Genomic DNA, 26,818 nt, shown 5'->3' with positions numbered 1-26,818 from the left:
CATCTTATGCCGCCAGTTTCGAGATGTCGGCCACGCGGTTCATCATGCCGTGCAGCGAGGACAGCAGCGCCAGGCGGTTGTTGCGCAGGGCGACATCCTCGGCCATCACCATCACGTCGTTGAAGAAGGCGTCCACGTCGTCGCGCAGCTGGGCCAGCGTTTTCAGCGTACCGGCGAAGTCGCCTTTTGCGAAGGCGGCGTCCACTTCCGGCTGCACGCGCACGATGGCGGCGTGCAGGCTCTTCTCGGCGGCGTCCTGCAGCAGGGCGGCATTGATGCCCGCGCCGCCGGTTTGCGCCAGGGCTTCTTCGTTCTTCTTGAGGATGTTGGTGATGCGCTTGTTGGCGCCGGCCAGCGAGGCCGATTCCGGCAGCGCGGCGAAGGCCTGCACGGCCTCCAGGCGCTGCACGATGTCGTCCAGGCGGTCCGGATTTTGCGCAACCACGGCTTCGATCTCGTTCGGCGTGAAGCCGCGCTCGCGCAGGATGCCGCGCAGGCGGTCCAGCATGAAGGCTGCCACGTCGGCGGTTGGATCCTTGAAGCCGGCCACGGAAGCGAACTGCCTGGCGGCGTCGGCCAGCAGGCCGGAAATCGACAGCGGCAAACGCTTCTCGATCAGCATGCGCAGCACGCCAAGGGCGTGGCGGCGCAGCGCGAACGGGTCCTTGTCGCCGGTCGGCGCCAGGCCGATGGCCCAGATGCCCACCAGGGTTTCCAGCTTGTCGGCCAGGGCCACGGCGGTGCCGGTGGCGGTGGCTGGCAGGGCGTCGCCCGCGAAGCGCGGCTGGTAGTGCTCGGAAGCGGCCAGCGCCACGTCTTCATGCTCGCCGTCGTGGCGCGCGTAGTAGGTGCCCATGATGCCTTGCAGCTCAGGGAACTCGCCCACCATGTCGGTCAGCAGGTCGGCCTTGGACAGGCGCGCTGCGCGCTCGGTCAGGGCCACGTCCGCCCCCAGCTTGCCCGCGATGGCGCCGGCCAGCGCGGTCACGCGCTCGCTGCGCTCGGCTTGCGTGCCCAGCTTGTTGTGGTAGACCACGTTCTTCAGCAGCGGCAGGCGCGATTCCAGGGTCTTCTTCTTGTCCTGCTCGAAGAAGAACTTGGCGTCGGACAGGCGCGGGCGCACCACGCGCTCGTTGCCGCCGATGATGGCGTCCGGCGTGCCGGTTTCGATGTTGGACACGATCAGGAAGCGCGAACGCAGCTTGCCCGCCGCGTCGGTCAGCGCGAAGTATTTCTGGTTGGTCTGCATGGTCAGGATCAGGCATTCCTGCGGCACGGCGAGGAACTCTTCCTCGAAGCGGCACTCGTACACCACCGGCCATTCCACCAGCGCGGTCACTTCGTCCAGCAGCGATTCAGGCATCAGCACCTGGTCGGCGCCGGCCTTTTCCAGCAGCGAGGCGCGGATCTTTTCCTTGCGCGCTTCCACGCCCGGCACAACCTTGCCCTGTTCGGCCAGCACGGACGCGTACGCGTCGGCATTGGCCACGGTTACATTGCGCGCGCCGGGTGCGGTCAGGAAGCGGTGGCCTTCGGTCACGTTGGACGCGGTCAGGCCCAGCAGCGTCAAAGGCAGCACGTCGGCGCCATGCAGCGCGATCAGGCTGTGCGCGGGGCGCACGAACTGCACGGTGCTGCCGTCCGGACGCTGGTAGCTCATTACTTTGGGAATCGGCAGCTTGGCCACGGATTCTTCCAGCGCGGCCTGCGCGCCGGCCAGCAGCTGCGAGCCCGGCGCGGTGTAGGTGTAGAAGAAGCTCTCGGCCTTGCCGTCCTGCGCTCGTTCCAGGTCGGCCACGGTCAGGTCGGGGAAGCCCAGCGCGGCCAGCTTCTTGGCCAGCGGCGCGCTCGGGTTGCCGTCCTTGTCCAGCGCCACCGGCACCGGCAGCACTTTTTCGCGGATCGACTTGTCCGGCGAGGTGGCGCGCACCTTGGTGATGGAGACGGCCAGGCGGCGCGGCGTGGCGTGCACGGTGGCGGCGCTGTCTTCTTCCAGGAAGTCGCGCGATTTCAGGCCGTTGACGATGCCGGAGGCGAAAGCGGCACCCAGTTTGGCCAGCGCTTTCGGCGGCAGTTCTTCGGTCAGCAGTTCAATTAACAGGGTCTGGTTCATGTCGTTCTAATCTTTAAGCTGCTGGGGCCATCGGGAAGCCGAGGCGTTCGCGGGAATCGTAGTAGGCCTGCGCCACGAGGCGCGACAGGGCGCGCACGCGGCCGATGTAGGCGGCGCGTTCGGTCACCGAGATGGCGCCGCGCGCGTCCAGCAGGTTGAAGCTGTGCGACGCTTTCATGATCTGCTCGTAGGCCGGCAGCGTCAGTTGCAGCTCGATCAGGCGCTTGGCTTCGGACTCGTGATTGTTGAACTGCGCGAACAGCAGCTCGGTGTTCGAGTGCTCGAAGTTGTAGGCCGACTGCTCCACTTCGTTCTGGTGGAACACGTCGCCGTACTTCAGCGTTTTCGTGACCCCATTTTCCTCCCACTGCGTCCACACCAGGTCGTACATATTCTCCACGCCCTGCAGATACATGGCCAGGCGTTCGATGCCGTAGGTGATTTCGCCCAGCACCGGCTTGCAGTCGAGGCCGCCCACTTGCTGGAAGTAGGTGAACTGGGTCACTTCCATGCCGTTCAGCCAGACTTCCCAGCCCAGGCCCCAGGCGCCCAGGGTCGGGCTTTCCCAGTCGTCTTCAACAAAGCGCACATCGTTCTGCTTCAGGTCCAGGCCCAGCGCTTCCAGCGAACCCAGATACAGGTCCAGGATGTTTTCCGGCGCAGGCTTCATCACCACCTGGTACTGGTAGTAGTGCTGGCCGCGGTTCGGGTTCTCGCCATAGCGGCCGTCTTTCGGGCGGCGCGAAGGCTGCACGTAGGCCGCGCGCCAAGGCTCGGGGCCGATCGCGCGCAGGAAAGTACCGGTGTGGAAAGTGCCGGCGCCGACTTCCATGTCATAGGGCTGGAGCAGGGCGCAACCCTGCTTGTCCCAGTAGGATTGCAGCGTCAGGATGATTTGTTGAAATGTGAGCATCGTTATTCTTTGGGATGGCTAGCCATAAACGGCTAATTTTAGCCGGGTTTGGCTACTGTTTGGCTACTTATCGGGGTGCTTATTCGCGTTTTTTCGGGACCAGAGCCACGCGCCGGCCACTGCCAGCGCGGCCAGGACCAGGAACAGGCGGTTGCCCAGCACGATGTAGGGCGTATCGCCCGCCATGCCGCGCACCGAGGCTTTCAGCACGCCAGCCTGGTAGTAGGGCAGCGCCGCCGTCACCTTGCCGTGGCTGTCGATCACCACGCTGGCGCCGGTGTTGGTGGAGCCGAGCATGGGGCGGCCGGTTTCCAGCGTGCGCATCTGCGAAATCTGCAAGTGGTGCGGGATGGCGATGGATTCGCCGTACCAGGCCAGCTCGGAGACGTTCAGCAGCAGGGTGGCCGGATTCGGATCGGCCGCCAGCTGCGCCGCGATCTCCTCGCCGAACAGGTTCTCGTAGCAGATATTCGGCAGCACGCGCTGCGACTTCACCTGGAACGGCGCCTGCAGCGCCTTGCCCGGCGTCTGGTCGCCCAGCGGAATGTGCATCATGTCCGTGAACCAGCGGAAGCCGGTCGGGATGAATTCGCCGAACGGCACCAGGTGGTGCTTGTCATAGCGGTAGGTTGGCAGGCCCGATGCGGGCGGCAGGCCGATCACGCTGTTCGAATACTGGGTGGGGCTGTCCATCAGCGGAATCCCCAGCACCAGGTGGCTGCCCGAGCGCTTGGCGAACTGGCCCAGGCTGGGCAGGTAGTCCGGCGGCAGCTGGTGCTGGAACAGCATGATGGCCGTTTCCGGCGTGGCGATCAGGTCGGCCGCTTCGGCGGTGATGGTGTCGCGGTAGCGGCGCAGCGTGGCTTCGGTGTGGCGCGCGTCGAACTTCTGCTGCAGGGGCGTATTCCCTTGCAGCAGGCGCACCGAGATCGGCTCGCCCACGGGATGGGTCCAGTCGATGTGGCGCAGGCCGAAGCCGGCGGCCATGACGGTGGCCAGGCCGCCCAGCGCGTACCAGCGCGTGCGGTGCGCGGCCAGCAGCAACGCGCAGGCGCACAGCGCGGCCAGCCAGCTCACGCCGTACACGCCCACGATGGCCGCGTAGCCGCCGAGCGGGCCGTCGTTATGGGCGTAGCCGGCGGCGGCCCAGGGGAAACCGGTGAACAGCCAGCCGCGCACCCATTCGAACAGCGCCCACATGGCGGGCAGCATCAGCAGGTTGGCGGCGGGCAGCGGCAGCAGCCAGCGTTTGCGCAGCCACAGCGCGGAATACATGGCCAGGGCGGCGTAGATGCCCATGGCGGCGGCCAGCAGGGCGATGGCGGCCACCGCCAGCGGCAGCGGCAGGCCGCCGAAGCGGTTCAGCGCCACCACCAGCCAGTGCGTGTTGGCCAGGCACCAGCCGAAGCCGAACGCCCAGCCCACCAGCGCGCCGGCTTTCGGCGTGGCCGAACGCAGCGCCTGGTAGAACAGCGCGGCCAGGCAGAGGATTTGCAGCGGCCACCAGCCGAAGGGAGCAAAGGAGAAGACGCTGGCGGCGCCCGCCAGCGCGGCGATGATCATGCGGCCACGGGTGCTGCGCTGCGGTGCGGGAGCGTCGCCGGGTTGGGCGCGGCGCCAGCGCATCAGTCTTGTTCGTCCACTGCCGGCGGCAGCTTCTCGACCAGCAGCACGTGCAGCTGGCGCGCATCCGAACGCAGCACTTCAAAGCGCAGGTTGCCGATGTCGAAGGTGTCGCCCTTGTGCGGCATGCGCTCGAGGTGCTTGACCGCGTAGCCGCCTATGGTGTCGGCGTCCTCGTCGGACAGGTCGGTGTCGAGTTCCTCGTTGAACTGGCTGATCTCGGTCAGCGCCTTGATGCGCCAGCGCGGGCCGAACTTGCCTTCCTTGATGGAGAGGATGTTGTCTTCCTCTTCGTCGAAGTCGTATTCGTCCTCGATGTCGCCGACGATCTGCTCCAGCACGTCCTCGATGGTGATCAGCCCGGCCACGCCGGAATACTCGTCCACCACGATGGCCATGTGGTTGTGGTTGGCACGGAAGTCGCGCAGCAGCACGTTCAGGCGCTTGGATTCGGGAATGAACACGGCCGGACGCAGCATGTCGCGCACGTCGAAGCTCTCTTCGGCGTAGTAGCGCAGCAGGTCTTTGGCCAGCAGGATGCCGATCACCTTGTCGCGCTCGCCCTCGATGGCGGGGAAGCGCGAGTGGGCCGTTTCCAGCACGGTGGGCATCCATTCCTCGATGGGCTTGGAAATGTCGATCACATCCATCTGCGAACGCGGCACCATGATGTCGCGCGCGGACAGGTCCGACACCTGGAACACGCCCTCGATCATGGACAGCGCATCGGCGTCGATCAGGTTGCGTTCGTGGGCATCGTGCAGCACTTCGAGCAGTTCCGCGCGGTTCTCGGGCTCGGGGGAGATGAAAGCGGTGAGTCGCTCAAAAAGCGATCTGTGGGGTTTGGCGTCAGTCTTGACGCCACTAGGGTGCTCTTGCATAGGAGGCGTGAGCCAGTTGTTTCGGAGTGCTATAGGATACTACAAATGCCGCCGGCCCTCCGTTTTTGTCTTTTTTGGCGCTACAATGGGAGACTTTTTATCTCTTGCGCGGAGTCCGCCATGGTCAGCAGCATCTCCTCCCTCAACCCGGCCACCGGCCTGGTCCCGCAGCGAAAAATCGCCGAGCAGGCGGCCGATGTCGACACCGTGGCGCCGGACGCCCAATCGATCAACGACGTGCCGCCGGCCGAAGCCAGCCCCGAAGCGCCGCCGCCCGAAGCGCCCGTGCCCATGCGTTTCGACAGCGAGAAGCTGCCGCCCGACACCACCGCCCGCCTGATTGAAAAGACGCCGTTCGACGTCAACCGCGCCTTGCTGGGCACCAGCGGCACCAAGGGCGGCTGATTGGCGGGTTACGCGGCTGCGCCGCTAACCCGCCCTACGAAATAAGCACATCGACGGTCTTTTGGGACCGTAGGGCGGGTTAGCGCGCAGCGCGTAACCCGCCGGCCTTTACGCGTAAGGATCCGCGTAGCCCAGCCCCGCCAGGATCTCGGTCTCCAGGCCTTCCATCTCGGCCGCTTCCTCGTCGTCCATATGGTCGTAGCCTTGCGCGTGCAGCACGCCGTGCACGATCAGGTGGGCCGTGTGCTCCTCCACCGTCTTCTTCTGCTCGGCCGCTTCCTTTTCCAGCACATCGGTGCACAGGATGATGTCGGCGCGGGTGGGCTCGTCCTCGGCGTAGTCCTCGCCCTCGTTGTAGGCGAAAGTCAGCACATTGGTGGCGTAGTCCTTCTCGCGGTAGTCGCGGTTCAGCACGCGGCCTTCCTCCGCATCCACAAAGCGTATGGTCAGCTCGGCCGGGGCGAACAGCGCCGCCTTGATCCACCGCCGCACCAGGGGGCGCGTGATGCTGTCCTGCAGGCGCGGGTCGGCGTATTGCACCGACAGGGTCAGTTTATTTTTTTCGGGCATGTTTAACAGCGGCAGTCTTGGCTGGGGTGAACAGGGGGGAAATCTCGGCCGAGGCGTTGTGCGCGCTCTCGTAGGCGTCCACGATGCGCGCCACCAGCGGGTGGCGCACCACGTCCGCGCTGGAGAACTGCGTGAAGGCGATGCCGCGCACGTCGCGCAGCACGTGGCTGGCGTCCACCAGGCCGCTCTTCTGGCTTTTCGGCAGGTCGATCTGGGTGGTGTCGCCGGTGATTACGGCCTTGCTGCCGAAGCCTATGCGGGTCAGGAACATTTTCATCTGTTCCACGGTGGTGTTCTGCGCCTCGTCCAGGATCACGAAGGCGTGGTTCAAGGTGCGCCCGCGCATATAGGCCAGCGGCGCGATCTCGATCACGCCTTTTTCAAACATTTTCTGCGTGCGGTCAAAGCCCAGCAGGTCGTACAGCGCGTCGTACAGCGGGCGCAGGTAAGGGTCCACCTTCTGCGCCAGGTCGCCCGGCAGGAAGCCCAGTCGTTCGCCCGCCTCCACCGCCGGGCGGGTCAGGATGATGCGCTTGACCGCGTCGCGCTCCAGCGCGTCCACCGCGCAGGCCACCGCCAGGTAGGTCTTGCCGGTGCCGGCCGGGCCGAGGCCGAAGCTGATGTCGTGGTCGAGGATGTTGCGCAGGTATTTGATCTGGTGCGGCGTGCGGCCGCGCAGGTCGGCGCGGCGCGTCTTCAGCACCGGGCTGGTGATGTCCGGCTCGTTGAACGGCGGCTCTTCCATATCCGGATCGAGCTGCGGCGCCAGGCCGGCGCGCTGCTCCACCAGGGCCAGCTGCACTTCCTCCACCGGCACCACTTTCTGCGCCACGTTGTAGAACTGCTCCAGGATCTGCACCGCGCGCTCGGCGTTGGCGCCGTTGACGATGAATTTTTCGCCCCGGCGGAAGATGGTCACATCCAGCGCGGCGGAAATCTGGCGCAGATTCTCATCCAGCGGCCCGCACAGGTGCGCCAGGCGCGTGTTGTCGAGCGGTTCTGGGATGAAATAGTGCGGCTGGACTGGTGTCTTGGTTTTCAATGGGCGCTGCCTGGTAGGTGTGTACTGAATGCCGGTAGTTTACCGTATCGCGGCGGCGGCGGTGTTTTTCCCGGACTTGTTGATGCTTCGTCATTGCTTTCGGCCGGGCTTGCCCTACAGTCGTTGTGAGGGTCTTACTTTTCAATGGAGCAAGCCATGGCAGTCAGTGCGATTCCCAGCACCAGCAGCACCCCGGCGCAGCAGACCGGCGCCGTCGCCGACCAGCGCGCCGAACAGGCCCGCCAGGCGCGCCGCGAGGAGGCGGCGCGGCGCGAACAGGAAACCGCCAGCGCCGAGCAGCAGACCCAGCAATCCCAGCAGGCCGCGCGCGCCGAGCAGGAGCGCCAGACCCAGCAGGCCGACGCCGTGAAGCGGCAGCAACTCGAATCGCAGCAGAGCAGCCAGAACAGCACGTCGCCATCCGCCCGGATCGGCCAGAATATCAATACGACTGCGTAACCCCCCCGCCTAAGCCCGCCTTCTGCGGGCGATTTTATTTCCTAAAAGTTCTTTCGTGCGCCACGGAATATTCCCGTGTGTTGAAATGGCATTGTTGCTAAGAATTCTAGCGGGTGCTTGACCTAACGCAAGCTTCGCTAGTTGCAGCTTGGCCTGAACGGGCTGGTTTGGTATTAGAATTGTTATTGAAATTGCAATGCCATTCCGGGATAGACAACTCACTAGACGAGGAAAATCATGGCACACCACGCCCTTGCTTCTCAAGAAAGCTACAACCCCAACCACCTGCTGGATATGCTGCTGGGAAAAATGCAGCTGAAGAACGACGCCGCGCTGTCGCGCATGCTGGAAGTGGCGCCGCCGGTCATCAGCAAGATCCGCCACCACCGCCTGCCGGTCGGCGCCTCGCTGCTGATACGCATGCACGAAGTGACCGGCATGAGCATCCGCGACCTGCGCGACCTGATGGGCGACCGCCGCACCAAGTACCGCCTGTCCGACGCGCAAGGCCGCCCCAAGCCCGAGGACCGGCCGGAAAAGCAGGAAGCCGGCAGCTACGCGCACTGAGGCGCGCAGTGACGACGCCGGGGCCGGGACTGAAAAGTGCCGGCTTAGCTCAGCAGCACCATGGCGATTTCTTCGTATTGCAGTTCCGTTTCGCGGAACAGTTGTAGATAGATGGTTTCATCGAGGCCCAGCGCAGTCCAGGCCACGGTGGAGACCGGCGGCACCAGGCCGTCCGGCATTTGCGCCAGATCGAGCGCATGGGCAATGGCGTCCGCCACGTGGATGATGGCCGCCAAAAAGCCCGCACCCGGTGCTTCCGGGTTGTGGTGGTGGGCGATCGCCAGCCGCATCGTGTCCGAAAAATTCCAGTGTTCCGCCAGCGCCATGCCGGCATCGACGTGGTCGATGCCCAGTACCGCGCGCTCCGCCTCCAGCGGCAGGCAGTCATGCTCGCTGCGGTAGGCCAGCGCCTGCTCGTACTCTTTCGGGAAACAGGCCACCAGCACCAGCCGGCCGATATCGTGCAGCAGGCCGGCCGTGAAGGCGTAGTCCTGGTTGAAGCGCATCTGGCGCGCCAGCACCTTGGCGCAGGCGGCGCTGGCGATCGAATGGCGCCAGAAGGCCTTGTGGTCGAAGCCGGCGCAGGAGCGCTCGGCGAAGCAGCCGGTCAGCGCGGCCGCCGTGATCAGGTTGCGCGTGGCCTGGAAACCCAGGTAGGTGATGGCCTGCTGGATGGTGGTCACCTTCACCTGCAGGCCGTACAGCGAGGAATTGGCCAGGCGCAGCGTCTTGGCGGTCAGCGCCTGGTCGTGCGAGACCTTCTTGGCCAGCACGGAAATGTCCACGTCCTCCTGGTCTATGCTGTTGAGCAGTTCCATCACCACGGCGGGCAGCGAGGGCAGGTCGTCCAGGTTTTTTACTACATCGTCGTATGTCAGCATGGTGCTCATTCTTCTGCCGGGGCCAGGCCCAGGCGGTAATCGGTGACGAAGCGGCGCAGCAGGGCGGTGGCCCAGTCGGTGTCGCTGTCCGGGTCGTTCTTGCGGAACAGGTGCTCGATGCGCGCGACGCGCTGCTCCTGGCTGGCGGCCTGCTCGGCCTCGCTGGGCTGCTCGGGCAGCGCAATCGGCAGCATGGCGATGCCGTGGCGCGGCATCAGCGCCAGCGTGGCGTCGGTCAGCACCGTGCCCTGCGGCAGCAGCACATGGCCCTGCGCGTCCAGCAGTTCATCCGACAATATCATTCCGGCTTGCACCTGGCCCAGGGGCAGGTGCTGATAAGTGGCAGTCATCGCGCCTCCGTCATTCTCGTCGCATGATCTTACCATCGGCGCCGCGGCGCGGTCGAAAATCTTGCCAAGTTGCTAGCCATACTTTACATTGGGGCGTTGCCGTCATATCCGTGCCGCGCAAGACTGGGAGGAGCTGCTCGATGTTTGGAATTCAAGGTCGGCTGACCTTGCTGTTCGTGGTGATCGTGACCCTGGTGCTGGGCATCTCCGGCACCTATGCGCAATACAGTCTGAGCCACGAACTGGAAGTGAACAACCAGCGCCTGCGCCAGGGCGTGCTGACGCGGCTGCAAACCAGCTTGCCGTCCGCGCTGTGGGACCTGGACAAGGCCAAGGTGGACAACATCGTGGCCGCCGAAATGCTGCCGCCCGAGCTGGTGGCGATCCGCGTCTACGACACCTCGGTGGGCCTGTTCTCGGGCAAGCTGCGCGCCGACAGCGGCAGCATCAGCGCCATCGAATCGGACACCGCCGTGGGCGGCGCGCCGGTGGTGGCCGACCTGGCCTACCGCGACGCCGGCGCGGCCGGCAGCGCGCCCAAGCCGGTCATCGTGGGCCGCGTGGTGGTCAACTTCAGCCGCGCGCAGATGGACGCCACCCTGCGCAGCGAGGTGCAGCGCAAGGTGATCGAAGTGCTGCTGCTGGACTCCATCCTGGTGGCGGCGCTGGCGCTCAGCCTGCGCATCGTGTTCGACCCGCTCAAGCAGTTGCGCGACGGCCTGCACGACCTGGCCACGCGCGGCTCGGACGAGGTGGGCGAGCTGCCGGAAAACCGGCGCGACGAACTGGGCCAGGTGATACGCGGCTTCAACGCCATCCAGCGCCGCGTGAAGGCGATTATCGGCCGCACCCGCGAGGCCGAGGACGAGGCGCGCCGCGCCGCGCAGGAAACCGCGAAAGCGCTGGACGACCTGCGCCGCACCCAGGAATCGCTGCTGCAGGCCGAGCGCCTGGCGTCGCTGGGCGGCCTGGTGGCCGGCGTGGCGCACGAGATCAACACGCCGGTGGGCATCGCGCTGACCAGCGCCTCCATCCTGGCCGAAGCGACCGAGAAGGTGCACCAGGCGGTGGCCGACGGTGCCATCAAGAAGTCGGAGATCCTGAAATACCTGGAAACGGCCAGCGAGAGCACCAAGCTCATCATGAACAACGCCTACCGCGCCGCGCACCTGATCCACAGCTTCAAGCAGATCGCGGTGGACCAGGTGAGCGAGGCGCGGCGCCGCTTCGAGCTGCGCGAATACATCGGCGAGGTGGTGTCCAGCCTGCAGCCCAAGCTGAAGAAGACGCATATCAAGGTGGACATCGCCTGCCCGGCCGAGATTGTGCTCGACAGCTATCCGGGCGCGCTGGCCCAGGTCATCACCAACCTCACGCTGAACTGCGTGGAGCACGCCTTCGAACCGGACGCCGAGGGCCGCATCGCCATCAACGTCAAGCCGGACGGCGACTGGATAGAGATGCAGGTGGTGGACAACGGCAAAGGCATCCCGCCCGACATGCTGGACAAGGTGTTCGATCCCTTCGTCACCACGCGCCGGGGGCAGGGCGGCACGGGGCTGGGGCTGAACATCGTGTTCAACCTGATCGCCAAGCAGTTCGCCGGCACCATCACGGTGGCCAGTACGCTGGGACAGGGCGCCAGCTTCGTGCTGCGCATGCCGCGCGTGACGCCGATCGAGAGTGGGCCGGGCAGCGCCGAGCCGCATGCGGACGCGCCGCTGCACGTGTAAAGCGCACGCCGCTCAAATTCCAGCTGCCGCATACTATGGCTTTGCCGTGAAGGAGACAAGGATGGCAATACGCAGGCAGATCGCCCTGCTGCGCGGCATCAACGTGGGCCGCGCCAAACGCGTGGCCATGGCCGACCTGCGCAAGCTGATTACCGACCTGGGTTACGACGACGTGCGCACGGTGCTCAACAGCGGCAACGTGGTGTACGACTGTCCGGACGGCGCCTGCGGCGGCGCCGAAGCCGCCGTCCGCATCGAGGAGGCGCTGGTGCTCAAGCTGGGCGTGGGCGCGCGCGTGACGGTGCTGGAGGCCGGCCAGCTGTCCCAGGTGGTGGAGGACAACAGCCTGCACGCGCTGGCGGACGATCCGGCGCGCCTGCTGGTGGCCGTGCTGACCAACCCGGCCGACAGCGGCAAGCTGCAGCCGCTGGCGCGCCAGGACTGGACCCCGGAAGCGTTTGCGCTGGGCCGCTGGGCCGCCTACCTGTGGTGCGCGGACGGCGTGCTGGCCAGCCGCGCGGCCGCCGCCATGGGCAAGCTGCTGGGCGACGCCGTCACCACCCGCAACTGGACCACGATCAATAAATTGCACGCGCTCGCCTGCGAGCGCTGAGTCCCCAAATTCACACGAGGAGCGCATCATGGCAGTGGTGGAAGGCGAGTTCAACGTCACAATGAGTCCCGAACACATGTCGGTGGGCGCGTCCGGCTTCGGCCTGCACCGCATGGTGCTGGACAAGCGCTACCACGGCGCGCTGGAGGCCAGCGGCAACGGGGAAATGCTGAGCTTTATGGGCGCGGCGCAAGGATCGGCCGGCTACGTGGCCATGGAGCGCGTGGAGGGCACGCTCAATGGCCTGAGCGGCGGCTTTACCCTGCAGCACAGCGGCATCATGGACCGCGGCCAGCCCAGCCTGAGCGTGCTGGTGGTGCCCGATTCGGGCAGCGGCGAACTGACCGGCCTCAGTGGTAAACTGGACATACGCAACGAGGGCGGCAAGCACTTCTATACACTCGATTATGTGATTGCAGCCCTGCCTTAGCGTTTGCGCTACAATGGCGCATTATTTTGCTCTGCGGCAACAAAAATGAACAAAGATCTCTACAAGGGCGCGCTGATCATGGCTGGCCTGGTGGTGGCGCTGGTGGTGGGCTCGTTTGCGCTGTCGGACAACGGCTTGCAGAAGGCTGGCTGCGTCGGCCGCGCCATTGCCAGCGGCATTTCGGTCGGCAATATCGCCGCCGTGTGCGGCCTGGGCCGCTAGGCTGCGGGGCTAATTCCGGCGTCGAAGCACGCCGCGAAAGCGTGCCGCGCCGGATGGTGCAGCACGTCGCCGCGCCAGACCAGCATGGTCTGCACCAGGGCCGTCTGCGGCGGCAGCGTGTGGCACTGGATGCTGCTTCCAAGCTGGCGCTGCTTCAACACCTCTTTGGGCATGAGCGCCACGCCCATGCCGGCGGCCACGCAGCCCAGTATCGCCTCGAAGGTGCCGAATTCCGAGACGCGGGTGGTGGCCACGTCCGCTTCCGCGAACCAGTTTTCCAGCCGCCGCCGGTAGGCGCAGCCGCTGCGGAACACCAGCAGCGCGCGCCGCGCCACGTCGCGCGGGCTGCGCACCGGGCCTTGCGCGGCGTCGGTCAGCAGCACCAGCTCCTCCTCGAACACCGCCAGCTGCGCCAGTTCCGGCCGCAGCACCGGTGCGGCCACCAGGGCCACGTCCAGCTTGTGGTTCAGCACCGCCTGCACCAGCTGGTCGGTGGGGGCGGTTTCCAGCAGCAGGTCCACCTCAGGATGCCGGCGGTGGAAGGCCGCCAGCACCAGCGGCAGGCGCGCCGCCGCCGCCGTTTCCATGGCGCCGATGCGCAGCTGGCCGGCCGGGCGCTGGTCGCCGCGCACCGCCGCCTGCGCCTCGTCGGCCAGGGTCAGCAAACGGCCTGCGTAGGCCAGCAGGCGCTCGCCCTCGGCGGTAATCAGCAGGCGCCGGCCGGAGCGGTGGAACAGCGGCACGCCCAGCGCCTCCTCCAGCTGCGCCAGCCGGGCCGACACATTGGACTGCACCCGGTTCAGCCGCGCCGCCGCCTGGGTGACGCTGCCTTCTTCGGCCACGGCCTGGAAAATGCGGAGCGCGGACAGTTCCATGATCTTTCTCTTTGCATGATGAATGTATTCATTATTATTCATTTTTCGGGATATGCAAACCCGCCTATAGTGGAAGCATGAAAACCGCCACCACACCCTCGCGCGCTGTATTGCTGGCCTGCAGCTTCGCCTTCATCATCGTCCAGCTCGACGTCACCATCGTCAACGTCGCCTTGCCCCGCATGGGGCGGGACCTCGGCGCCAGCGTTGGGGACCTGCAATGGGTGGTGGACGCCTACACCCTGGGTTTCGCCGTCTTCCTGCTCTCGGCCGGCGTGCTGGGCGACAAGTTCGGCTCGCGCCGCGTCTTCCTGGCCGGCTTCTGGCTGTTCACGCTGGCCTCGCTGGCCTGCGCGGCGGCCACCGGCGCCGTCATGCTCAACCTCGCCCGCGCCGTCCAGGGCATAGGCGCGGCGCTGCTGGTGCCCAGTTCGCTGGCCATCCTGAACGCGGCCTACGCGCACGACAAGGCGCAGCTGGCCAAGGCCGTGGGCTGGTGGACGGCGGCCGGCGGCGTGTCGATCGCCATCGGCCCGGTGCTGGGCGCGGTGCTGCTGGAGCTGGCCGGCTGGCGCAGCATCTTCTGGGTCAATATTCCGCTCTGCCTGGCGGGCGGCTGGCTCACGCTGCGCACCGTGCCGGCCGCGGCGGGCAAGGATCCCGGCCGCGCCTTCGACATGCCGGGCCAGCTGCTGGCCGTGGTGGCGCTGACCGCCTTTATCGGCGCCGTCATCGAAGTGCATGCGCTGGGCTGGACCCACGCGGTGGTGCAGGGCGGCCTGGCGCTGGCCGCCGCGGCCTTCGCCGTGTTCCTGCTGGTGGAGGAGCGCAGCAAGGCGCCCATGCTGCCGCTGGCGCTGTTCCGCAGCGCGGGCTTCAGCGGCGCGGTGGCCTTCGGCGTGCTGGTGAACTTTGCCTACTACGGCGTGATCTTCGTGCTGAGCTTTTACCTGCAGAGCGTGCGCGGCTACACGGCGCTGGCGGCCGGCGTGATGTTCTTGCCGCTGACGGGCACCTTCATCTTCTCGAATATCGCCAGCGGCCGCGTGTCGGCGCGCACCGGGCTGAGGACGCCGATGATAGTTGGCGGCGTGATCGGCGCGGGCGGCTATGCGCTGCTGGGCCTGTTCGGCATCTCGGACCATGCGGGTTTCTGGGCCATGCTGCCCGGCCTGGCTTTGATCCCGGCCGGCATGGGGCTGGCCGTGCCGGCCATGACCACCTCCATCCTGTCCAGCGTGGGCACGGGCCAGGCCGGCACCGCGTCCGCCGTGCTGAACACCGCGCGCCAGGTGGGCGGCGCGCTGGGTGTGGCGGTGTACGGCTCCATGGTCGCCTCCGTCTATCCCGGCGCCGCCATGAGCGGGCTGCGCATTGCGCTGGCCATCTCGGCCGTGCTGCTGCTGGCCGCCGCTGGCATCGCCTGGCAATGCGTCGGCCGCGCCGGCCGCGTAGGGCGGGTTAGCGAAGCGTAACCCGCCGTTGCCGGCCCGCTTTACCCTTACTCGGGTTTGCGCTTGCGGCGCGTTGCCGCCAGGCCTGCCAGGCCCAGGCCGAACAGGGCCATCGAGGCCGGTTCCGGCACGGCCGACGCAGGGCCGAAGGAGGTCACGGCATTGTTGCCGTTCCAGTTGCCGATGGCCATATAGCTGCTGGTGAACTGCGACAGGTCGATGGTGTTTGGCAGGTTGAGCGAGTTGTACAGATTCAGGTTGGTGCCGTTGGCCAGCGTCAGGTCGAAACGGCCGAACGGCGTGGTATCGGCACGGAAGACCACCTGGTCGCCGGCCCAGAAGTTATTGGTCACCATGGCGTACAGGTCGATGGTCTGATGCAGGCTGCCCAGGTTGATGCTGGTCTCCAGCAGCGGGCTGTCCCAATATTGGTAGCCCGTGACCGTGCCCATGCCGCCATAGGCGTGCTTGTAGGCTTGCGCGGCGTCGTAGGTGATGATGCCGCTGATCTTGTCGCCGGTATTGAGCGAGAATTGCGCCAGGTTCGCGCCGCCGTAGGTGGCGCTCCACGAGAAGGACACCGGCGTGGCTTGCACAGGCTGGGCGATGGCGGCTGCGGCCAGTGCGCAGGCGAGAAGGGAGTGCAGTTTTTTCAATTGCGGCTTTCTTTATAATAGCGACTTAAACATGCAATAAAGCAATATTTATGCCAATGAGGAAATGTCCTTTAAAATCAGCTGGCTAATGGAATATTTGCAAAAGAGCAGGCCGGAAGTGTAAAGAAAATCGACACTTGGGATAGACTAGGGGGGATTTGATCCACCCACCAACCCAAGGCATATGAACCGCTCCCTACCCGCGCTGCTGCTGGTCGCCGCCGCCATCGCCGGCTGTGCAGGCAGCAAGAACAAACCCCCATCCGAACCCGTCACCGCCAACCCGCAAGTCCTGCTGCTGGGCGAGGTGCACGACAATCCCGACGGCCACAAGCTGCGCTACCAGCACCTGTTCCAGCGCGTGGAGGCCGGCTGGCGTCCCGCCATCGCCATGGAACAGTTCGATCGCGAAAACCAGGCCTTGCTCAACAAGGCGCAGAAGGACTGCCGCGACGCGCAGTGCGTCATCCTCGTGATGGCCGGGCCGCGCTGGGACTGGGACCAGTACCGCCCCATCATCGACCTGGCGCTGCGCTACGACCTGCCGCTGATCGCCGCCAACCTGTCGCGCAAGGACGCCTCGCTGGTGGTGCGCGACGGCGTGGCCTCCAGCTTCGACGACAAAACCGTGGCCGACTACCGCCTGAAGGAAGCGCTGCCGTCCGACATCGTGCAGGGGCAGCAAAAGGAAATCGTGGCCGGCCATTGCAATATGCTGCCGGACATGATGGTGCCCGGCATGGTCAACGCCCAGGTGGCGCGCGACATCTGGATGGCCAAGCTGTTGCGCGCCCAGCAGCCGCGCGACGTGGTGCTCATCGCCGGCAACGGCCATGTGCGCAAGGACTACGGCGTGCCGCGCTGGCTCAACGCGCTGGAGCCGAAGCTGACGGTGCGCAGCGTGGGCTATGTGGAGAGCGCCGCCGCGCCCGGCCTGTACGATGCCAGCTACACGGTGCCGAAGAAGCAGCGCCCGGACCCGTGCGCCAGCCTGAAACCGAAATCGTAGATCATGCAGGCATAAGGAGGACGGGATAATGGAAACGACCTACAAGGAAAGCGCGCCCACGCGCGCCGAGATCGACGCGCTGCGCGGACCGGCGGTGCTGGAGTTCGGCACCAATTGGTGCGGCTACTGCCGCTCCGCCCAGCCGGCGCTGGCGGAAGCCTACGCTGACCACGCGCAGGTGCCGCACTACAAGGTGGAGGATGGGCCGGGCCGCTTGCTGGGCCGCTCCTTCCGCGTAAAGCTGTGGCCCACGCTGGTCTTCCTGCGCGACGGCCAGGAAGTGGCGCGCGTGGTGCGGCCCGAGAATGCCGACGAAATCCGCGCAGGCTTTGCGCACATAACAGGAGAATAAATGCGTTCCTTGATTTACGTAGCCACCGCCACCGCAGCCTTGCTGCTGCAACTGCCCGCCTGGGCCGCGCCCCTGCCGCCCGCGCTGGCGGAAACCGAAAACCGCATCGTATCGGTGGCCGCCTGGGGCGGCACCCCGGCCGATCCGGCCAAGGCGCGCAAGCACACCATCAAGCACATCACGCTGCACCACCAGGGCGAGCCTTTCCCCGAGGGGAAGGACCCGCAGCTCTACCTGCGCAACCTGCAGACCTGGTCGCGCAACACCAAGCACTGGCTGGACATCCCTTACCACTACATCATCGACCTCGACGGCCGCATCTACGAAGGCCGCAGCATAGACTACGCGGGCGATACCAACACCGAATACGACCCCACCGGCCACGCGCTGATTGAAGTGGTGGGCAACTTCGAGGAAGTGCAGCCCAACCAGAAGCAGCTCGACGCCACCGCCGACCTGATGGCGCTGCTGGCAATGAAATACAATGTAGCCCCGGCCACCATCCACGGCCACAAGGATTACTCGGCGCAAACCGTCTGCCCCGGTGTCAATCTGTACCGCTATCTGGAAAACGGCTACCTCCGCGACCAGGTGACGCAGCGTTTGCAATCGTCCCTTCCCAAGTAATCCAGGAGTGTTATGAGCCAGTCCCAACCCGGCGCGCACAAGGTCAATTCGCCCGGCACCGTTTTGTTCGCCAGCCTGATCGGCACCACCATCGAATTCTTCGATTTCTATATTTACGCGACCGCCGCCGTGCTGGTCTTCCCCAAGCTGTTCTTCCCGGCCAGCGACGCGGCCGCCGCCACCTTGCAGTCGCTGGCCACCTTCGCCATCGCCTTCTTCGCGCGGCCGATAGGCTCGGCCGTGTTCGGCCACTTCGGCGACCGCATCGGCCGCAAGGCCACGCTGGTGGCGGCGCTGCTGACCATGGGCCTGTCCACCGTCGCCATCGGCCTGCTGCCGACCTACGCCAGCATCGGCACGCTGGCGCCGCTGCTGCTGGCGCTGTGCCGCTTCGGCCAGGGCCTGGGCCTGGGCGGCGAGTGGGGCGGCGCGGTGCTGCTGGCCACCGAGAACGCGCCGCCGGGCAAGCGCGCCTGGTACGGCATGTTCCCGCAGCTGGGCGCGCCGATAGGCTTCTTCCTGTCCGGCTCCATCTTCCTGCTGCTTAGCCAGGTGCTCACCGACGCGCAGTTCTTCGCCTACGGCTGGCGCATTCCCTTCGTTTCCAGCGCGCTGCTGGTCATCGTCGGCCTGTACGTGCGGCTGAAGATCACCGAAACGCCGGACTTCCAGAAAGTGCTGGACAAGGGCGAGCGCGTGAAGGTGCCGGTGGTGGCCGTGCTGCGCGACCACACCCGCATGCTGGTGCTGGGCACGCTGATGGCCATGGCCACCTTCGTGCTGTTCTACCTGATGACGGTGTTCACCCTGAGCTGGGGCACCACCGCGCTGGGCTACACGCGCAAGGACTTCCTGATACTGCAGCTGTTCTCGGTGCTGTTCTTCGGCCTGACCATACCCGTCACCGCGCTGGTGGCGGACCGCTACGGCCGCCGCCTGACGCTGATCGTGGTGTCCGCGCTGATCATGGCCTTCGGCCTGGTGCTGGCGCCGCTGTTCGGTTCCGGCAGCACGGTGGAAGTGACGCTGGCCATGTCGATCGGCCTGGGCCTGATGGGCATGACGTATGGCCCGCTGGGCACCATGCTGTCCGAGCTGTTCCCGGCCGAAGTGCGCTACACCGGTGCCTCGCTCACGTTCAACTTGGCTGGCATCCTGGGCGCCTCGCTTGCGCCCTACGCGGCCACCTGGCTGGCCACGCACTACGGCCTGGGCTACGTCGGCTACTACCTGTCCACCGCAGCGGGCCTGAGCCTGATCGCGCTGCTGCTGTGCCGCTCGCGCAACTGATGGCGTGACGTGGCGGCGGGTTACGGCTCCGCCTAACCCGCCCTACGCGGCTGAAAATACCCGGAATTGTGAAACATGCGTAGGGCGGGTTAGACGCGCAGCGTCGTAACCCGCCAAACTTTGATCCGCCGCAAACCTCGCAATCTCACACCCCTTAGGCTCATCCTGTCACCATGACAAGGACAAGCCATGCCCAACTATCGTCGTCTCTACCTCCCCGGCGGCAGCTACTTCTTCACGGTGGTCACCGAACAGCGCCGACCCATCCTGTGCGAATTGCCTCTGCGCGCCGCACTGAAACGCGCGATAGCCTCGGTGCGCCGCAAGCATCCATTCCACATCGCCGGCATGGTCCTTCTCCCTGACCACCTGCACATGATCTGGACCCTGCCCGAAGGCGACAGCGATTTCCCGCTTCGAGTGCGGTTGATCAAATCGCACATAAGCAAAGCCTGCAGCGCGCTACTGCCGGATTCAGCGCCGAATCCGCGCCGCCAGCGCAAGCAATGCAGCGCCTTATGGCAGCACCGCTACTGGGAACATGCATTGCAGTCGGAAGATGATTTCAGGTTCCATCTCGATTATGTGCACTGGATTCCGGTCAAGCACGGGCTGGTGCAGCGCGTGCGGGACTGGCCCTGGTCGAGTTTTCATCGCTATGTGGCGGAGGGCGTCTATCCGCAGGACTGGTGTGCGCCGGCCGCTGTGGCGGGTTACGCGCTGGCGCGCTAACCCGCCCTACGATGCCCCGGACAGTCGACGATTGCGCAACCCGCCAATGTTTGGCAAGTACGTAGGTTGACGTATGTCTTAGTTTTCGCGCAATGGTTAATCTCATGTCAATAGTGAACCACAACATGAGAGAGGCCTGGAATGACGACGATACGAAAACGAGCGCTATGCGCCATGCTGGCCGCCGCGCCCATGCTGGCGCAGGCCGGTGCAACCATCAAGGTAGGCGAGGATAAGTCGGTCAGCGTGGGCTTCGGCATGCGCGGCTCTTATTCCAGCATCGAGGACGGCGCCTCCAACGGCACCTCGCGCTCGAATGACCTGAACCTGGACAGCGCCCGCCTGTTCTTCGGCGCTTCGCTGAACAAGAACATCAAGGGCATGTTCAACACCGAGTGGGACGGCGACAAGATCCGCGTGCTCGACGCGGCGGGCCAGTTCGCCATCTCGCCCGAACTCAATATCTGGGCCGGCCGCCTGCTCTCGCCGAGCGACCGCGCCAACATGGCCGGGCCTTACTACTCGCTGGGCGGCGGCTACTGGGCCGGCGTCTCTTCCCGCTACGGCTACAACGGCGGCATCTTCCGTGGCCGCGACGACGGCGTGGTCGTCTGGGGCAATGTGCTCGAGGGCGGCAAGCTGGGCTACTCCTTCGGCGCCTTCGAGGGCCACACCTTCGGCATCGGCTCGCTGACCCAGAACCAGGCCAAGGCCGCCGGCGTGAAAACCTCCGACTCGCTGATGTACGCGGGCCGCCTGCAGTACGACTTCTGGGACGCGGAACCGGGCTACTACGGCACCGGCAACTACCTCGGCGGCAAGGACATCCTGGCCATCGGCATGGCCGCGCGCCAGCAGAAGGACGGCGTGCTGACGGTGTCCCGCGTGGGCGACTACAGCGCCTGGAACGTCGACTTCCTGCTGGAGAAGCGCATCCCCGGTTCGGGCGCCGTCGCCGTCGAAGCGGCTTACTACGACTACGACACGGACAACGTCATCAAGTCCGAGCAGGGCGAAGCCTGGTCCGCAGGCGTGTCCTACATCTTCGACCAGGGCCTGGGCTGGGGCAAGCTGCAGCCCTTCGCGCGCTTCCAGAAATTCAAGCCGGACACCAACCTCAATACGCGCCAGAGCGACATTGGCGTGAACTACATCATCGACGGTTACAACGCGCAGATCAGCGCCGTGTACTCGCGCACCAAGGTCGCGGCCGCGCCGGACCAGAATAAATTCGTCGTCGCGCTGCAACTCCAATATTGAACCCACACTTTACGAGGACCGCCATGCAAACTCGCCGCACATTTATCGCCACCTTCACCCAGATCGCCGCCGGCGCCGTCATGCTGATCGGAGGCGTTTCCGCGCAAGCGGCCGACACCATCAAGGTCGGCATCCTGCATTCCCTGTCGGGCACCATGGCCATTTCCGAAACGTCGCTCAAGGACGTGGCCTTGATGACCATCGACGAAATCAACGCCAACGGCGGCGTGCTGGGCAAGAAGCTCGAAGCCGTGGTGGTGGACCCGGCCTCGAACTGGCCGCTGTTCGCCGAAAAGGCGCGCCAGCTGATCGCCAAGGATAAAGTCGCCGCCGTCTTCGGCTGCTGGACCTCGGTGTCGCGCAAGTCCGTTCTGCCGGTGTTCAAAGAGCTGAACAGCGTGCTGTTCTACCCGGTGCAGTATGAAGGCGAGGAGCTGGAGAAGAACGTGTTCTACACCGGCGCCGCGCCCAACCAGCAGGCCATTCCCGCCGTGGAGTACCTGATGAGCAAGGATGGCGGCTCGGCCAAGCGCTTCGTCCTGCTGGGCACCGACTATGTGTATCCGCGCACCACCAACAAGATCCTGCGCGCCTTCCTGAAAAGCAAAGGCGTGAAGGACAGCGACATCGACGAGGTCTACACTCCGTTCGGCCACGCGGACTACCAGACCATAGTCGCCAACATCAAGAAGTTCTCGGCGGGCGGCAAGACGGCGGTGATCTCCACCATCAACGGCGACTCCAATGTGCCGTTCTACAAAGAGCTGGGCAATGCCGGCCTGAAGGCGACCGACGTGCCGGTGGTGGCGTTCTCGGTGGGCGAGGAAGAACTGCGCGGCGTGGACACCAAGCCGCTGCTGGGCCACCTGGCGGCATGGAACTACTTCGAGTCGGTGAAGAACCCGGTCAATTCGGAATTCATCAAGAAGTGGAAGGCCTACGCCGTCGCCAAGAAGCTGCCCAACGCCAGCACCGTCGTGACGAACGACCCGATGGAAGCAACCTATGTCGGCATCCATATGTGGAAGCAGGCGGTGGAGAAGGCCGGCACCACGGACACCGACAAGGTGATCGCAGCGATGGGCGGCCAGAGCTTCAAGGCGCCGTCCGGCTTCACCCTGACCATGGACCAGACCAACCACCACCTGCACAAGCCGGTGATGATAGGCGAAATCAAGGGCGACGGTCAGTTCAGCGTGGTGTGGAAGACCAAAGACCCGCTGCGCGCTCAGCCATGGAGTCCCTTCATCAAGGGTAACGAGGGCAAGCAAAAGATGTGAAAGTCCGCCGGCGCCTGGTCTGTCGAGGCGCCGGCGGCTCATGGCGGGTTACGCGCGCCAGCGCGCCAACCCGCCCTACGCATAGCATGACAACCCTGCATATCCCATGAAACGAATTCTGCTTATTGCGCTGCTTTGCCTGCATGCCTTGGGCGCGCATGCCGCCATCGATCCCGCGCTGCTCGCCCCGCTGGCCGGCGGCGATCCGGACGCCCGCATTGAAGCGGTCGGCAAGATCGCCGCGCTGGCGGATGCGGATGCGCTCAAAGTCCTGCAGGCGCTGAACGGCGACACGCTGTACGCCACGCCGGACGGCGCCATCCTCGTCGTCGACGGCGACAAGGCCTGGAACCCCGCCACCGGCGCCACCAGCCCCGTGCCGGACGGCGTGGACGGCGTGGTCGTTAACAACCGCCTGCGCGGCGCGGTGGAAGGCGCGCTGTCGGGCATGGCGCTGCTGTCGCCGGACCGCGAACAGCGCCTGGCCGCAGCCCTGCAGCTGCAGGCAAAATCCGCCGACGCCGCCCAGGCGCCGCTGATACGCAAAGCCTACGCGCTTGAGAAAGACACTGCCATCAAGGCCATCCTGCTGTCCCTGGTCGCCACCGCGGATCTGCAGTCGCCCGACGCCGCCGTGCGCAAGGCCGCCGTCTCCGCGCTGGCCGACAGCGGCGGCGCCGCGCTGCGCCCTGTACTGCAAGCCATGCTGGCGCAGCAGGATGTCAGCTACGCCGAACCCGACGCCTCGGTGCGCGCTGCCGTTGTCGACGCGCTGGACCGCATCGACAGCCGCATCGCCCGTACGGAATTCGTCGGCAAGCTGTTCTACGGCGTGTCGCTGGGCAGCGTGCTGCTGCTGGCCGCGCTCGGCCTGGCCATTACCTTCGGCCTGATGGGCATCATCAACATGGCGCACGGCGAACTGCTGATGATAGGCGCGTACACCACCTATCTGTGCCAGTCCCTGTTCCGCAACTACTTCCCCGGCGCGCTGGACTGGTATCTGGCCGCAGCATTGCCCGCCGCTTTCCTGGTGGCGTTTGCGGTCGGCGTGGCGCTCGAGCGCACGGTAATCCGCTGGCTCTACGGCCGCCCGCTGGAAACCCTGCTGGCCACCTGGGGCATCAGCCTGATGCTGATGCAGCTGGTGCGCACCATCTTCGGCGCGCAGAACGTGGAAGTGGCCAACCCTTCCTGGATGTCCGGCGGCGTGACCGTGCTTGGCTCGCTGGTGCTGTCGTATAACCGCATCGCCATCATCGCCTTCGCCGTCGTCGTCGTGGCCGCCGTGTGGCTGATACTGAACAAGACCCGCCTCGGCCTGTTCGTGCGCGCCGTCATGCAGAACCGCCGCATGGCCGACTGCGTGGGCGTGCCCACCGGCCGCATCGACATGATGACCTTCGGCCTGGGCTCCGGCATCGCCGGCCTGGGCGGCGTGGCGCTGTCCCAGCTCGGCAACGTGGGGCCGGACCTCGGGCAGGCCTATGTGGTGGACTCCTTCATGGTGGTGGTGCTGGGCGGCGTGGGCCAGCTGGCCGGCACCGTGATCGCCGCGCTGGGCCTGGGCGAAGTGAACAAATTCCTTGAACCGCTGGCTGGCGCCGTCATGGCCAAGATCGCCATCCTCGTGTTCATCATCATCTTCATCCAGCGCAGGCCGCAAGGGCTGTTTGCGATGAAAGGCAGGAGCGTAGAATGAGCACCCCACTGTATTCCTCCCGCGCGTGGACGCTGATCTGCGCCGCCGTGGCGGTGGCCGCGCTGCTGCCGGTGCTGAACCTGGCCTTCCCGGCGGGGCATGCGCTGCACGTGTCCAGCTACGCCATGGGCCTGATCGGCAAATTCATGTGCTACGCGCTGGCCGCGCTGGCGCTGGACCTGGTGTGGGGCTACACCGGCATCCTGTCGCTGGGCCACGGCGTGTTCTTCGCGCTGGGCGCCTACGCCCACGGCATGTACCTGATGCGCGCCATCGGCCGCGACGGCGTCTACCAGAGCACGCTGCCGGACTTCATGGTCTTCCTCGACTGGAAAACCTATCCCTGGTACTGGTCCATGACGGACAATTTCTGGTACTGCATGGCGCTGGTGGTGCTGGTGCCGGGCGTGCTGGCCTTCGTGTTCGGCTACTTCGCCTTCCGCTCGCGCATCAAGGGCGTGTACTTCTCCATTATCACGCAGGCCATGACCTATGCCTTCATGCTGCTGTTCTTCCGCAACGACACCGGCTTTGGCGGCAACAACGGCTTCACCGACTTCAAGCGCATCCTCGGCTTCAGCGTCACCGCCCCCGGCACCAAGGCCGTGCTCTACCTGGTCACGCTGGGCTTCCTCGCCGGCGCGCTGGTGCTGTGCCGCTGGATCGTCACGTCAAAACTGGGCCGCGTGCTGCAGGCCGTGCGCGACTCCGAATCGCGCCTCATGTTCATCGGCTACAACCCGCTGTGGTTCAAGCTGTTCGTGTGGACCTTGTCGGCGGTGCTGTGCGGCATAGCAGGCGCGCTGTACGTGCCGCAGGTGGGCATCATCAACCCGTCCGAAATGTCGCCCGCGAACTCCATCGAGATGGTGATCTGGGCGGCAGTGGGCGGGCGCGGCACGCTGGTCGGCCCCATCATCGGCGCCTTCACCGTGAACGGGCTGAAAAGCTGGTTCACCGCCGCCTTCCCGGACCTGTGGCTGTTCGCACTCGGCCTCCTGTTCATCCTCGTCACGCTGTTCATGCAGAAGGGCATACTTGGCTTGATGGAAAAACTGAAACGGGGCGCACCGCCGCCCGAGCCGGAGCCTGCATCCGAAGCCGCGCCAGCACCTGCCGCCGTCCCTGCGAAGGAGGCAGCATGAGCGTCAAACGCGAAGGGCTGGACACGGAACACGGCGTCATCCTCTACCTGGACGACATCACCGTTTCCTTCGACGGCTTCAAGGCGCTCAATAAACTGAGCCTGGATATCGCGGTGGGCGAGCTGCGCTGCATCATCGGTCCCAACGGCGCGGGCAAGACCACCATGATGGACGTCATCACCGGCAAGACGCGGCCCACTTCCGGCAGCGCCTTCTTCGGCCAGACCTACGACCTGGCGGGCATGACGGAATACGACATCGCGCACGCCGGCATAGGCCGCAAGTTCCAGCGGCCCACGGTGTTCGAGCAGCACACGGTGTTCGAAAACCTGGAGCTGGCCGCCAAGATGGACAAGCGTGTGCGGCCCACGCTGTTCGCGCGCCTGAGTTCCGAGCAGCGCGACAAGATCGCCGAGATCCTGCGCCTGATACGCCTGAACGGGCAGGAGGACCGCCTGGCCGGGTTGCTGTCGCACGGCCAGAAGCAGTGGCTGGAGATAGGCATGCTGCTGATGCAGGAGCCGCAGCTGATACTGCTGGACGAGCCGGTGGCCGGCATGTCGGACGCGGAAACGGCGCGCACCGCCGAGCTGCTCAACGAATTGCGCGGCAAGCATTCCATCATGGTGGTGGAGCACGACATGGGCTTTGTCGCGGAGATTGCGCAGCAGGGCGAGGTGACGGTACTGCACGAGGGATCGGTGCTGGCGCAGGGCCGCATGGACCAGGTGCAAGCCGATGAACGCGTGATTGAAGTCTATCTGGGACGCTAGGGAGCCATATGCTGCAAGTCGAACAAGTGAACCAGTACTATGGCTCGTCGCACACGCTGCGTGGCGTGTCGCTGACGGTGGAGAAGGGCGAGTGCCTGACGCTGCTGGGGCGTAACGGCGTGGGCAAGACCACGCTGCTCAAATGCCTGACCGGCGTGCTGCCGGTGGCGCGCGGCAAAGTGACGTTCAACGGGCGCGACATCACGCGCCTGAAGCCGCACCAGCGCGCGGCGGCGGGCATCGCCTACGTGCCGCAGGGGCGGGAGATTTTCGCGCGGCTCACGGTGGAGGAAAATCTGCTGATGGGCATGGCCACCCTGTCGCGGCGCGAAGCGGCCACCATCAGCGGGGAAGTGTACGAGCTGTTTCCCGTGCTGAAGGAGATGCTGGGACGGCGCGGCGGGGATCTCTCGGGCGGGCAGCAGCAGCAGCTCGCCATTGCGCGCGCCATGCTGGCCAGGCCCAAGCTGATTATCCTGGATGAACCGACGGAGGGCATCCAGCCTTCCATCATCAAGGACATCGAGCGGGTGATACGGCTGCTGCGGCAGCGCGGGGATATCGGCATCCTGCTGTGCGAGCAGTATTTCGACTTCGCGCGCGCGCTGGCGGACAACTTCGTGGTGCTGTCGCGCGGGGAAGTTGTCGCCGCCGGAGCTCCGGAGCTGATGGACGGCGAAGACGTGCGGCGGCATTTGGCGGTGTGACGGAGCCGGCGGGTTACGTGCTGCGCACTAACCCGCCCTTGTATTATTCCATCTGCCCCGAAAACGGAACGTCGGGGCAGAGCAACTGGATGCCGTACCCGCCCTTGGTCGCCAAGACCGTGATGTAGATTTCGCAGCAGTTGCTCTTATTCCA

At 65.5% G+C, this 26,818-nt stretch carries 29 protein-coding genes; 19 read left to right on the top strand and 10 right to left on the bottom strand.

Annotation, left to right across the window (positions count from 1 at the left end):
- Nucleotides 1-4: 4 nt before the first annotated feature.
- From glyS to GTP77_RS19495, 4 genes are all read right to left on the bottom strand, one after another.
- On the bottom strand, nucleotides 5-2,113 hold the full coding sequence (gene glyS, locus GTP77_RS19510) for a glycine--tRNA ligase subunit beta (RefSeq protein ID WP_161073817.1): 2,109 nt from the start codon (nucleotides 2,111-2,113) through the stop codon (nucleotides 5-7).
- A 13-nt stretch (nucleotides 2,114-2,126) separates the two neighbouring features.
- Complete coding sequence (gene glyQ, locus GTP77_RS19505; RefSeq protein ID WP_161073816.1) at nucleotides 2,127-3,026, bottom strand: glycine--tRNA ligase subunit alpha; 900 nt, start codon at nucleotides 3,024-3,026, stop codon at nucleotides 2,127-2,129.
- A 63-nt stretch (nucleotides 3,027-3,089) separates the two neighbouring features.
- The gene (lnt, locus tag GTP77_RS19500; protein ID WP_161073815.1) at nucleotides 3,090-4,652 is read right to left on the bottom strand and encodes an apolipoprotein N-acyltransferase; all 1,563 of its coding nucleotides are present in this window, start codon (nucleotides 4,650-4,652) and stop codon (nucleotides 3,090-3,092) included.
- Nucleotides 4,652-5,530, bottom strand: coding sequence for a CorC family transporter (locus tag GTP77_RS19495; RefSeq protein ID WP_161073814.1), 879 nt, complete (start codon nucleotides 5,528-5,530; stop codon nucleotides 4,652-4,654). Before GTP77_RS19495 ends, lnt begins: the two co-directional genes overlap by 1 nt.
- 120 nt (nucleotides 5,531-5,650) lie before the next feature.
- Between GTP77_RS19495 and GTP77_RS19490 the strand changes: the two genes are divergently transcribed.
- Nucleotides 5,651-5,935, top strand: a complete 285-nt coding sequence (locus GTP77_RS19490) for a hypothetical protein (protein WP_161073813.1) — start codon at nucleotides 5,651-5,653, stop codon at nucleotides 5,933-5,935.
- Nucleotides 5,936-6,043: 108 nt separating this feature from the next.
- On the opposite strand, the gene ybeY is transcribed toward GTP77_RS19490, so the two are convergent.
- Nucleotides 6,044-6,505 carry an rRNA maturation RNase YbeY gene (gene ybeY / locus GTP77_RS19485; protein ID WP_161073812.1) on the bottom strand — a complete coding sequence of 154 codons (462 nt, stop codon included), beginning with the start codon at nucleotides 6,503-6,505 and terminating at the stop codon, nucleotides 6,044-6,046.
- Nucleotides 6,489-7,547, bottom strand: coding sequence for a PhoH family protein (locus tag GTP77_RS19480; protein ID WP_161073811.1), 1,059 nt, complete (start codon nucleotides 7,545-7,547; stop codon nucleotides 6,489-6,491). Before GTP77_RS19480 ends, ybeY begins: the two co-directional genes overlap by 17 nt.
- Before the next feature lie 156 nt (nucleotides 7,548-7,703).
- On the opposite strand from GTP77_RS19480, the gene GTP77_RS19475 reads away from it, so the two are divergent.
- Nucleotides 7,704-8,006 (top strand): hypothetical protein, encoded by a 303-nt coding sequence (locus GTP77_RS19475; RefSeq protein WP_161073810.1) that lies wholly within the window; start codon nucleotides 7,704-7,706, stop codon nucleotides 8,004-8,006.
- A 237-nt stretch (nucleotides 8,007-8,243) separates the two neighbouring features.
- Nucleotides 8,244-8,573, top strand: coding sequence for a hypothetical protein (locus GTP77_RS19470; RefSeq protein ID WP_161073809.1), 330 nt, complete (start codon nucleotides 8,244-8,246; stop codon nucleotides 8,571-8,573).
- A 44-nt stretch (nucleotides 8,574-8,617) separates the two neighbouring features.
- On the opposite strand, the gene GTP77_RS19465 is transcribed toward GTP77_RS19470, so the two are convergent.
- Both GTP77_RS19465 and GTP77_RS19460 read right to left on the bottom strand, forming a co-directional pair.
- Nucleotides 8,618-9,463, bottom strand: a complete 846-nt coding sequence (locus GTP77_RS19465; protein ID WP_161073808.1) for an HDOD domain-containing protein — start codon at nucleotides 9,461-9,463, stop codon at nucleotides 8,618-8,620.
- On the bottom strand, nucleotides 9,460-9,804 hold the full coding sequence (locus GTP77_RS19460; RefSeq protein ID WP_228893803.1) for a hypothetical protein: 345 nt from the start codon (nucleotides 9,802-9,804) through the stop codon (nucleotides 9,460-9,462). Before GTP77_RS19460 ends, GTP77_RS19465 begins: the two co-directional genes overlap by 4 nt.
- Nucleotides 9,805-9,944: 140 nt before the next feature.
- Here GTP77_RS19460 and GTP77_RS19455 point away from each other — a divergent pair, with 140 nt between their 5' ends.
- From GTP77_RS19455 to GTP77_RS19440, 4 genes are all read left to right on the top strand, one after another.
- Nucleotides 9,945-11,537, top strand: a complete 1,593-nt coding sequence (locus GTP77_RS19455; protein ID WP_161073807.1) for a sensor histidine kinase — start codon at nucleotides 9,945-9,947, stop codon at nucleotides 11,535-11,537.
- Between the two features lie 61 nt (nucleotides 11,538-11,598).
- On the top strand, nucleotides 11,599-12,150 hold the full coding sequence (locus GTP77_RS19450; RefSeq protein ID WP_161073806.1) for a DUF1697 domain-containing protein: 552 nt from the start codon (nucleotides 11,599-11,601) through the stop codon (nucleotides 12,148-12,150).
- A 28-nt stretch (nucleotides 12,151-12,178) separates the two neighbouring features.
- Nucleotides 12,179-12,580 (top strand): DUF3224 domain-containing protein, encoded by a 402-nt coding sequence (locus tag GTP77_RS19445; protein WP_161073805.1) that lies wholly within the window; start codon nucleotides 12,179-12,181, stop codon nucleotides 12,578-12,580.
- A 45-nt stretch (nucleotides 12,581-12,625) separates the two neighbouring features.
- Nucleotides 12,626-12,802, top strand: a complete 177-nt coding sequence (locus tag GTP77_RS19440) for a hypothetical protein (protein ID WP_161073804.1) — start codon at nucleotides 12,626-12,628, stop codon at nucleotides 12,800-12,802.
- Here GTP77_RS19440 and GTP77_RS19435 read toward each other — a convergent pair.
- The gene (locus GTP77_RS19435) at nucleotides 12,799-13,677 is read right to left on the bottom strand and encodes a LysR family transcriptional regulator (RefSeq protein WP_161073803.1); all 879 of its coding nucleotides are present in this window, start codon (nucleotides 13,675-13,677) and stop codon (nucleotides 12,799-12,801) included. The two genes, GTP77_RS19440 and GTP77_RS19435, sit on opposite strands and share 4 nt — an antisense overlap.
- Before the next feature lie 77 nt (nucleotides 13,678-13,754).
- Between GTP77_RS19435 and GTP77_RS19430 the strand changes: the two genes are divergently transcribed.
- Nucleotides 13,755-15,152 carry an MFS transporter gene (locus tag GTP77_RS19430; RefSeq protein WP_161073802.1) on the top strand — a complete coding sequence of 466 codons (1,398 nt, stop codon included), beginning with the start codon at nucleotides 13,755-13,757 and terminating at the stop codon, nucleotides 15,150-15,152.
- Between the two features lie 26 nt (nucleotides 15,153-15,178).
- On the opposite strand, the gene GTP77_RS19425 is transcribed toward GTP77_RS19430, so the two are convergent.
- The gene (locus tag GTP77_RS19425) at nucleotides 15,179-15,787 is read right to left on the bottom strand and encodes a PEP-CTERM sorting domain-containing protein (RefSeq protein WP_228893798.1); all 609 of its coding nucleotides are present in this window, start codon (nucleotides 15,785-15,787) and stop codon (nucleotides 15,179-15,181) included.
- Nucleotides 15,788-15,971: 184 nt separating this feature from the next.
- Here GTP77_RS19425 and GTP77_RS19420 point away from each other — a divergent pair, with 184 nt between their 5' ends.
- The 11 genes from GTP77_RS19420 to urtE all read left to right on the top strand — a co-directional run bounded on the left by GTP77_RS19420 (nucleotide 15,972) and on the right by urtE (nucleotide 26,664).
- Nucleotides 15,972-16,796: a ChaN family lipoprotein gene (locus GTP77_RS19420; protein ID WP_161073801.1), complete on the top strand. Its 825-nt coding sequence runs from the start codon at nucleotides 15,972-15,974 to the stop codon at nucleotides 16,794-16,796.
- 28 nt (nucleotides 16,797-16,824) lie between these two features.
- The gene (locus GTP77_RS19415) at nucleotides 16,825-17,148 is read left to right on the top strand and encodes a thioredoxin family protein (RefSeq protein ID WP_161073800.1); all 324 of its coding nucleotides are present in this window, start codon (nucleotides 16,825-16,827) and stop codon (nucleotides 17,146-17,148) included.
- On the top strand, nucleotides 17,149-17,775 hold the full coding sequence (locus GTP77_RS19410) for a peptidoglycan recognition protein family protein (protein WP_161073799.1): 627 nt from the start codon (nucleotides 17,149-17,151) through the stop codon (nucleotides 17,773-17,775). It abuts the gene before it with no gap.
- Between the two features lie 12 nt (nucleotides 17,776-17,787).
- Nucleotides 17,788-19,065, top strand: coding sequence for an MFS transporter (locus GTP77_RS19405; RefSeq protein WP_161073798.1), 1,278 nt, complete (start codon nucleotides 17,788-17,790; stop codon nucleotides 19,063-19,065).
- Between the two features lie 189 nt (nucleotides 19,066-19,254).
- A complete protein-coding gene (locus GTP77_RS19400; RefSeq protein ID WP_161073797.1) occupies nucleotides 19,255-19,797 on the top strand; it encodes an REP-associated tyrosine transposase in 543 nt (180 codons plus the stop codon).
- Between the two features lie 141 nt (nucleotides 19,798-19,938).
- Nucleotides 19,939-21,057, top strand: coding sequence for a porin (locus GTP77_RS19395; RefSeq protein ID WP_228893795.1), 1,119 nt, complete (start codon nucleotides 19,939-19,941; stop codon nucleotides 21,055-21,057).
- A gap of 80 nt (nucleotides 21,058-21,137) precedes the next feature.
- Nucleotides 21,138-22,337 (top strand): urea ABC transporter substrate-binding protein, encoded by a 1,200-nt coding sequence (gene urtA / locus GTP77_RS19390; RefSeq protein WP_228896771.1) that lies wholly within the window; start codon nucleotides 21,138-21,140, stop codon nucleotides 22,335-22,337.
- A gap of 106 nt (nucleotides 22,338-22,443) precedes the next feature.
- Entirely contained in the window at nucleotides 22,444-24,039 is a 1,596-nt protein-coding gene (gene urtB / locus GTP77_RS19385) for an urea ABC transporter permease subunit UrtB (protein WP_161073795.1), read from the top strand.
- Nucleotides 24,036-25,184, top strand: coding sequence for an urea ABC transporter permease subunit UrtC (urtC, locus tag GTP77_RS19380; protein WP_161073794.1), 1,149 nt, complete (start codon nucleotides 24,036-24,038; stop codon nucleotides 25,182-25,184). The genes urtB and urtC overlap by 4 nt, the downstream gene beginning before the upstream one ends.
- Complete coding sequence (urtD, locus tag GTP77_RS19375) at nucleotides 25,181-25,957, top strand: urea ABC transporter ATP-binding protein UrtD (protein WP_161073793.1); 777 nt, start codon at nucleotides 25,181-25,183, stop codon at nucleotides 25,955-25,957. Before urtC ends, urtD begins: the two co-directional genes overlap by 4 nt.
- Before the next feature lie 8 nt (nucleotides 25,958-25,965).
- Nucleotides 25,966-26,664, top strand: coding sequence for an urea ABC transporter ATP-binding subunit UrtE (urtE, locus tag GTP77_RS19370; RefSeq protein WP_161073792.1), 699 nt, complete (start codon nucleotides 25,966-25,968; stop codon nucleotides 26,662-26,664).
- Nucleotides 26,665-26,818: the final 154 nt, after the last annotated feature.

The sequence above is a fragment of the Pseudoduganella aquatica genome, assembly GCF_009857595.1.
In the GTDB taxonomy this organism is placed as follows: Bacteria; Pseudomonadota; Gammaproteobacteria; order Burkholderiales; family Burkholderiaceae_D; genus Rugamonas; species Rugamonas aquatica_A.
The sequence above is the reverse complement of the archived record's forward strand: the minus strand, read 5'-3'. Positions and strand labels throughout refer to the sequence as shown.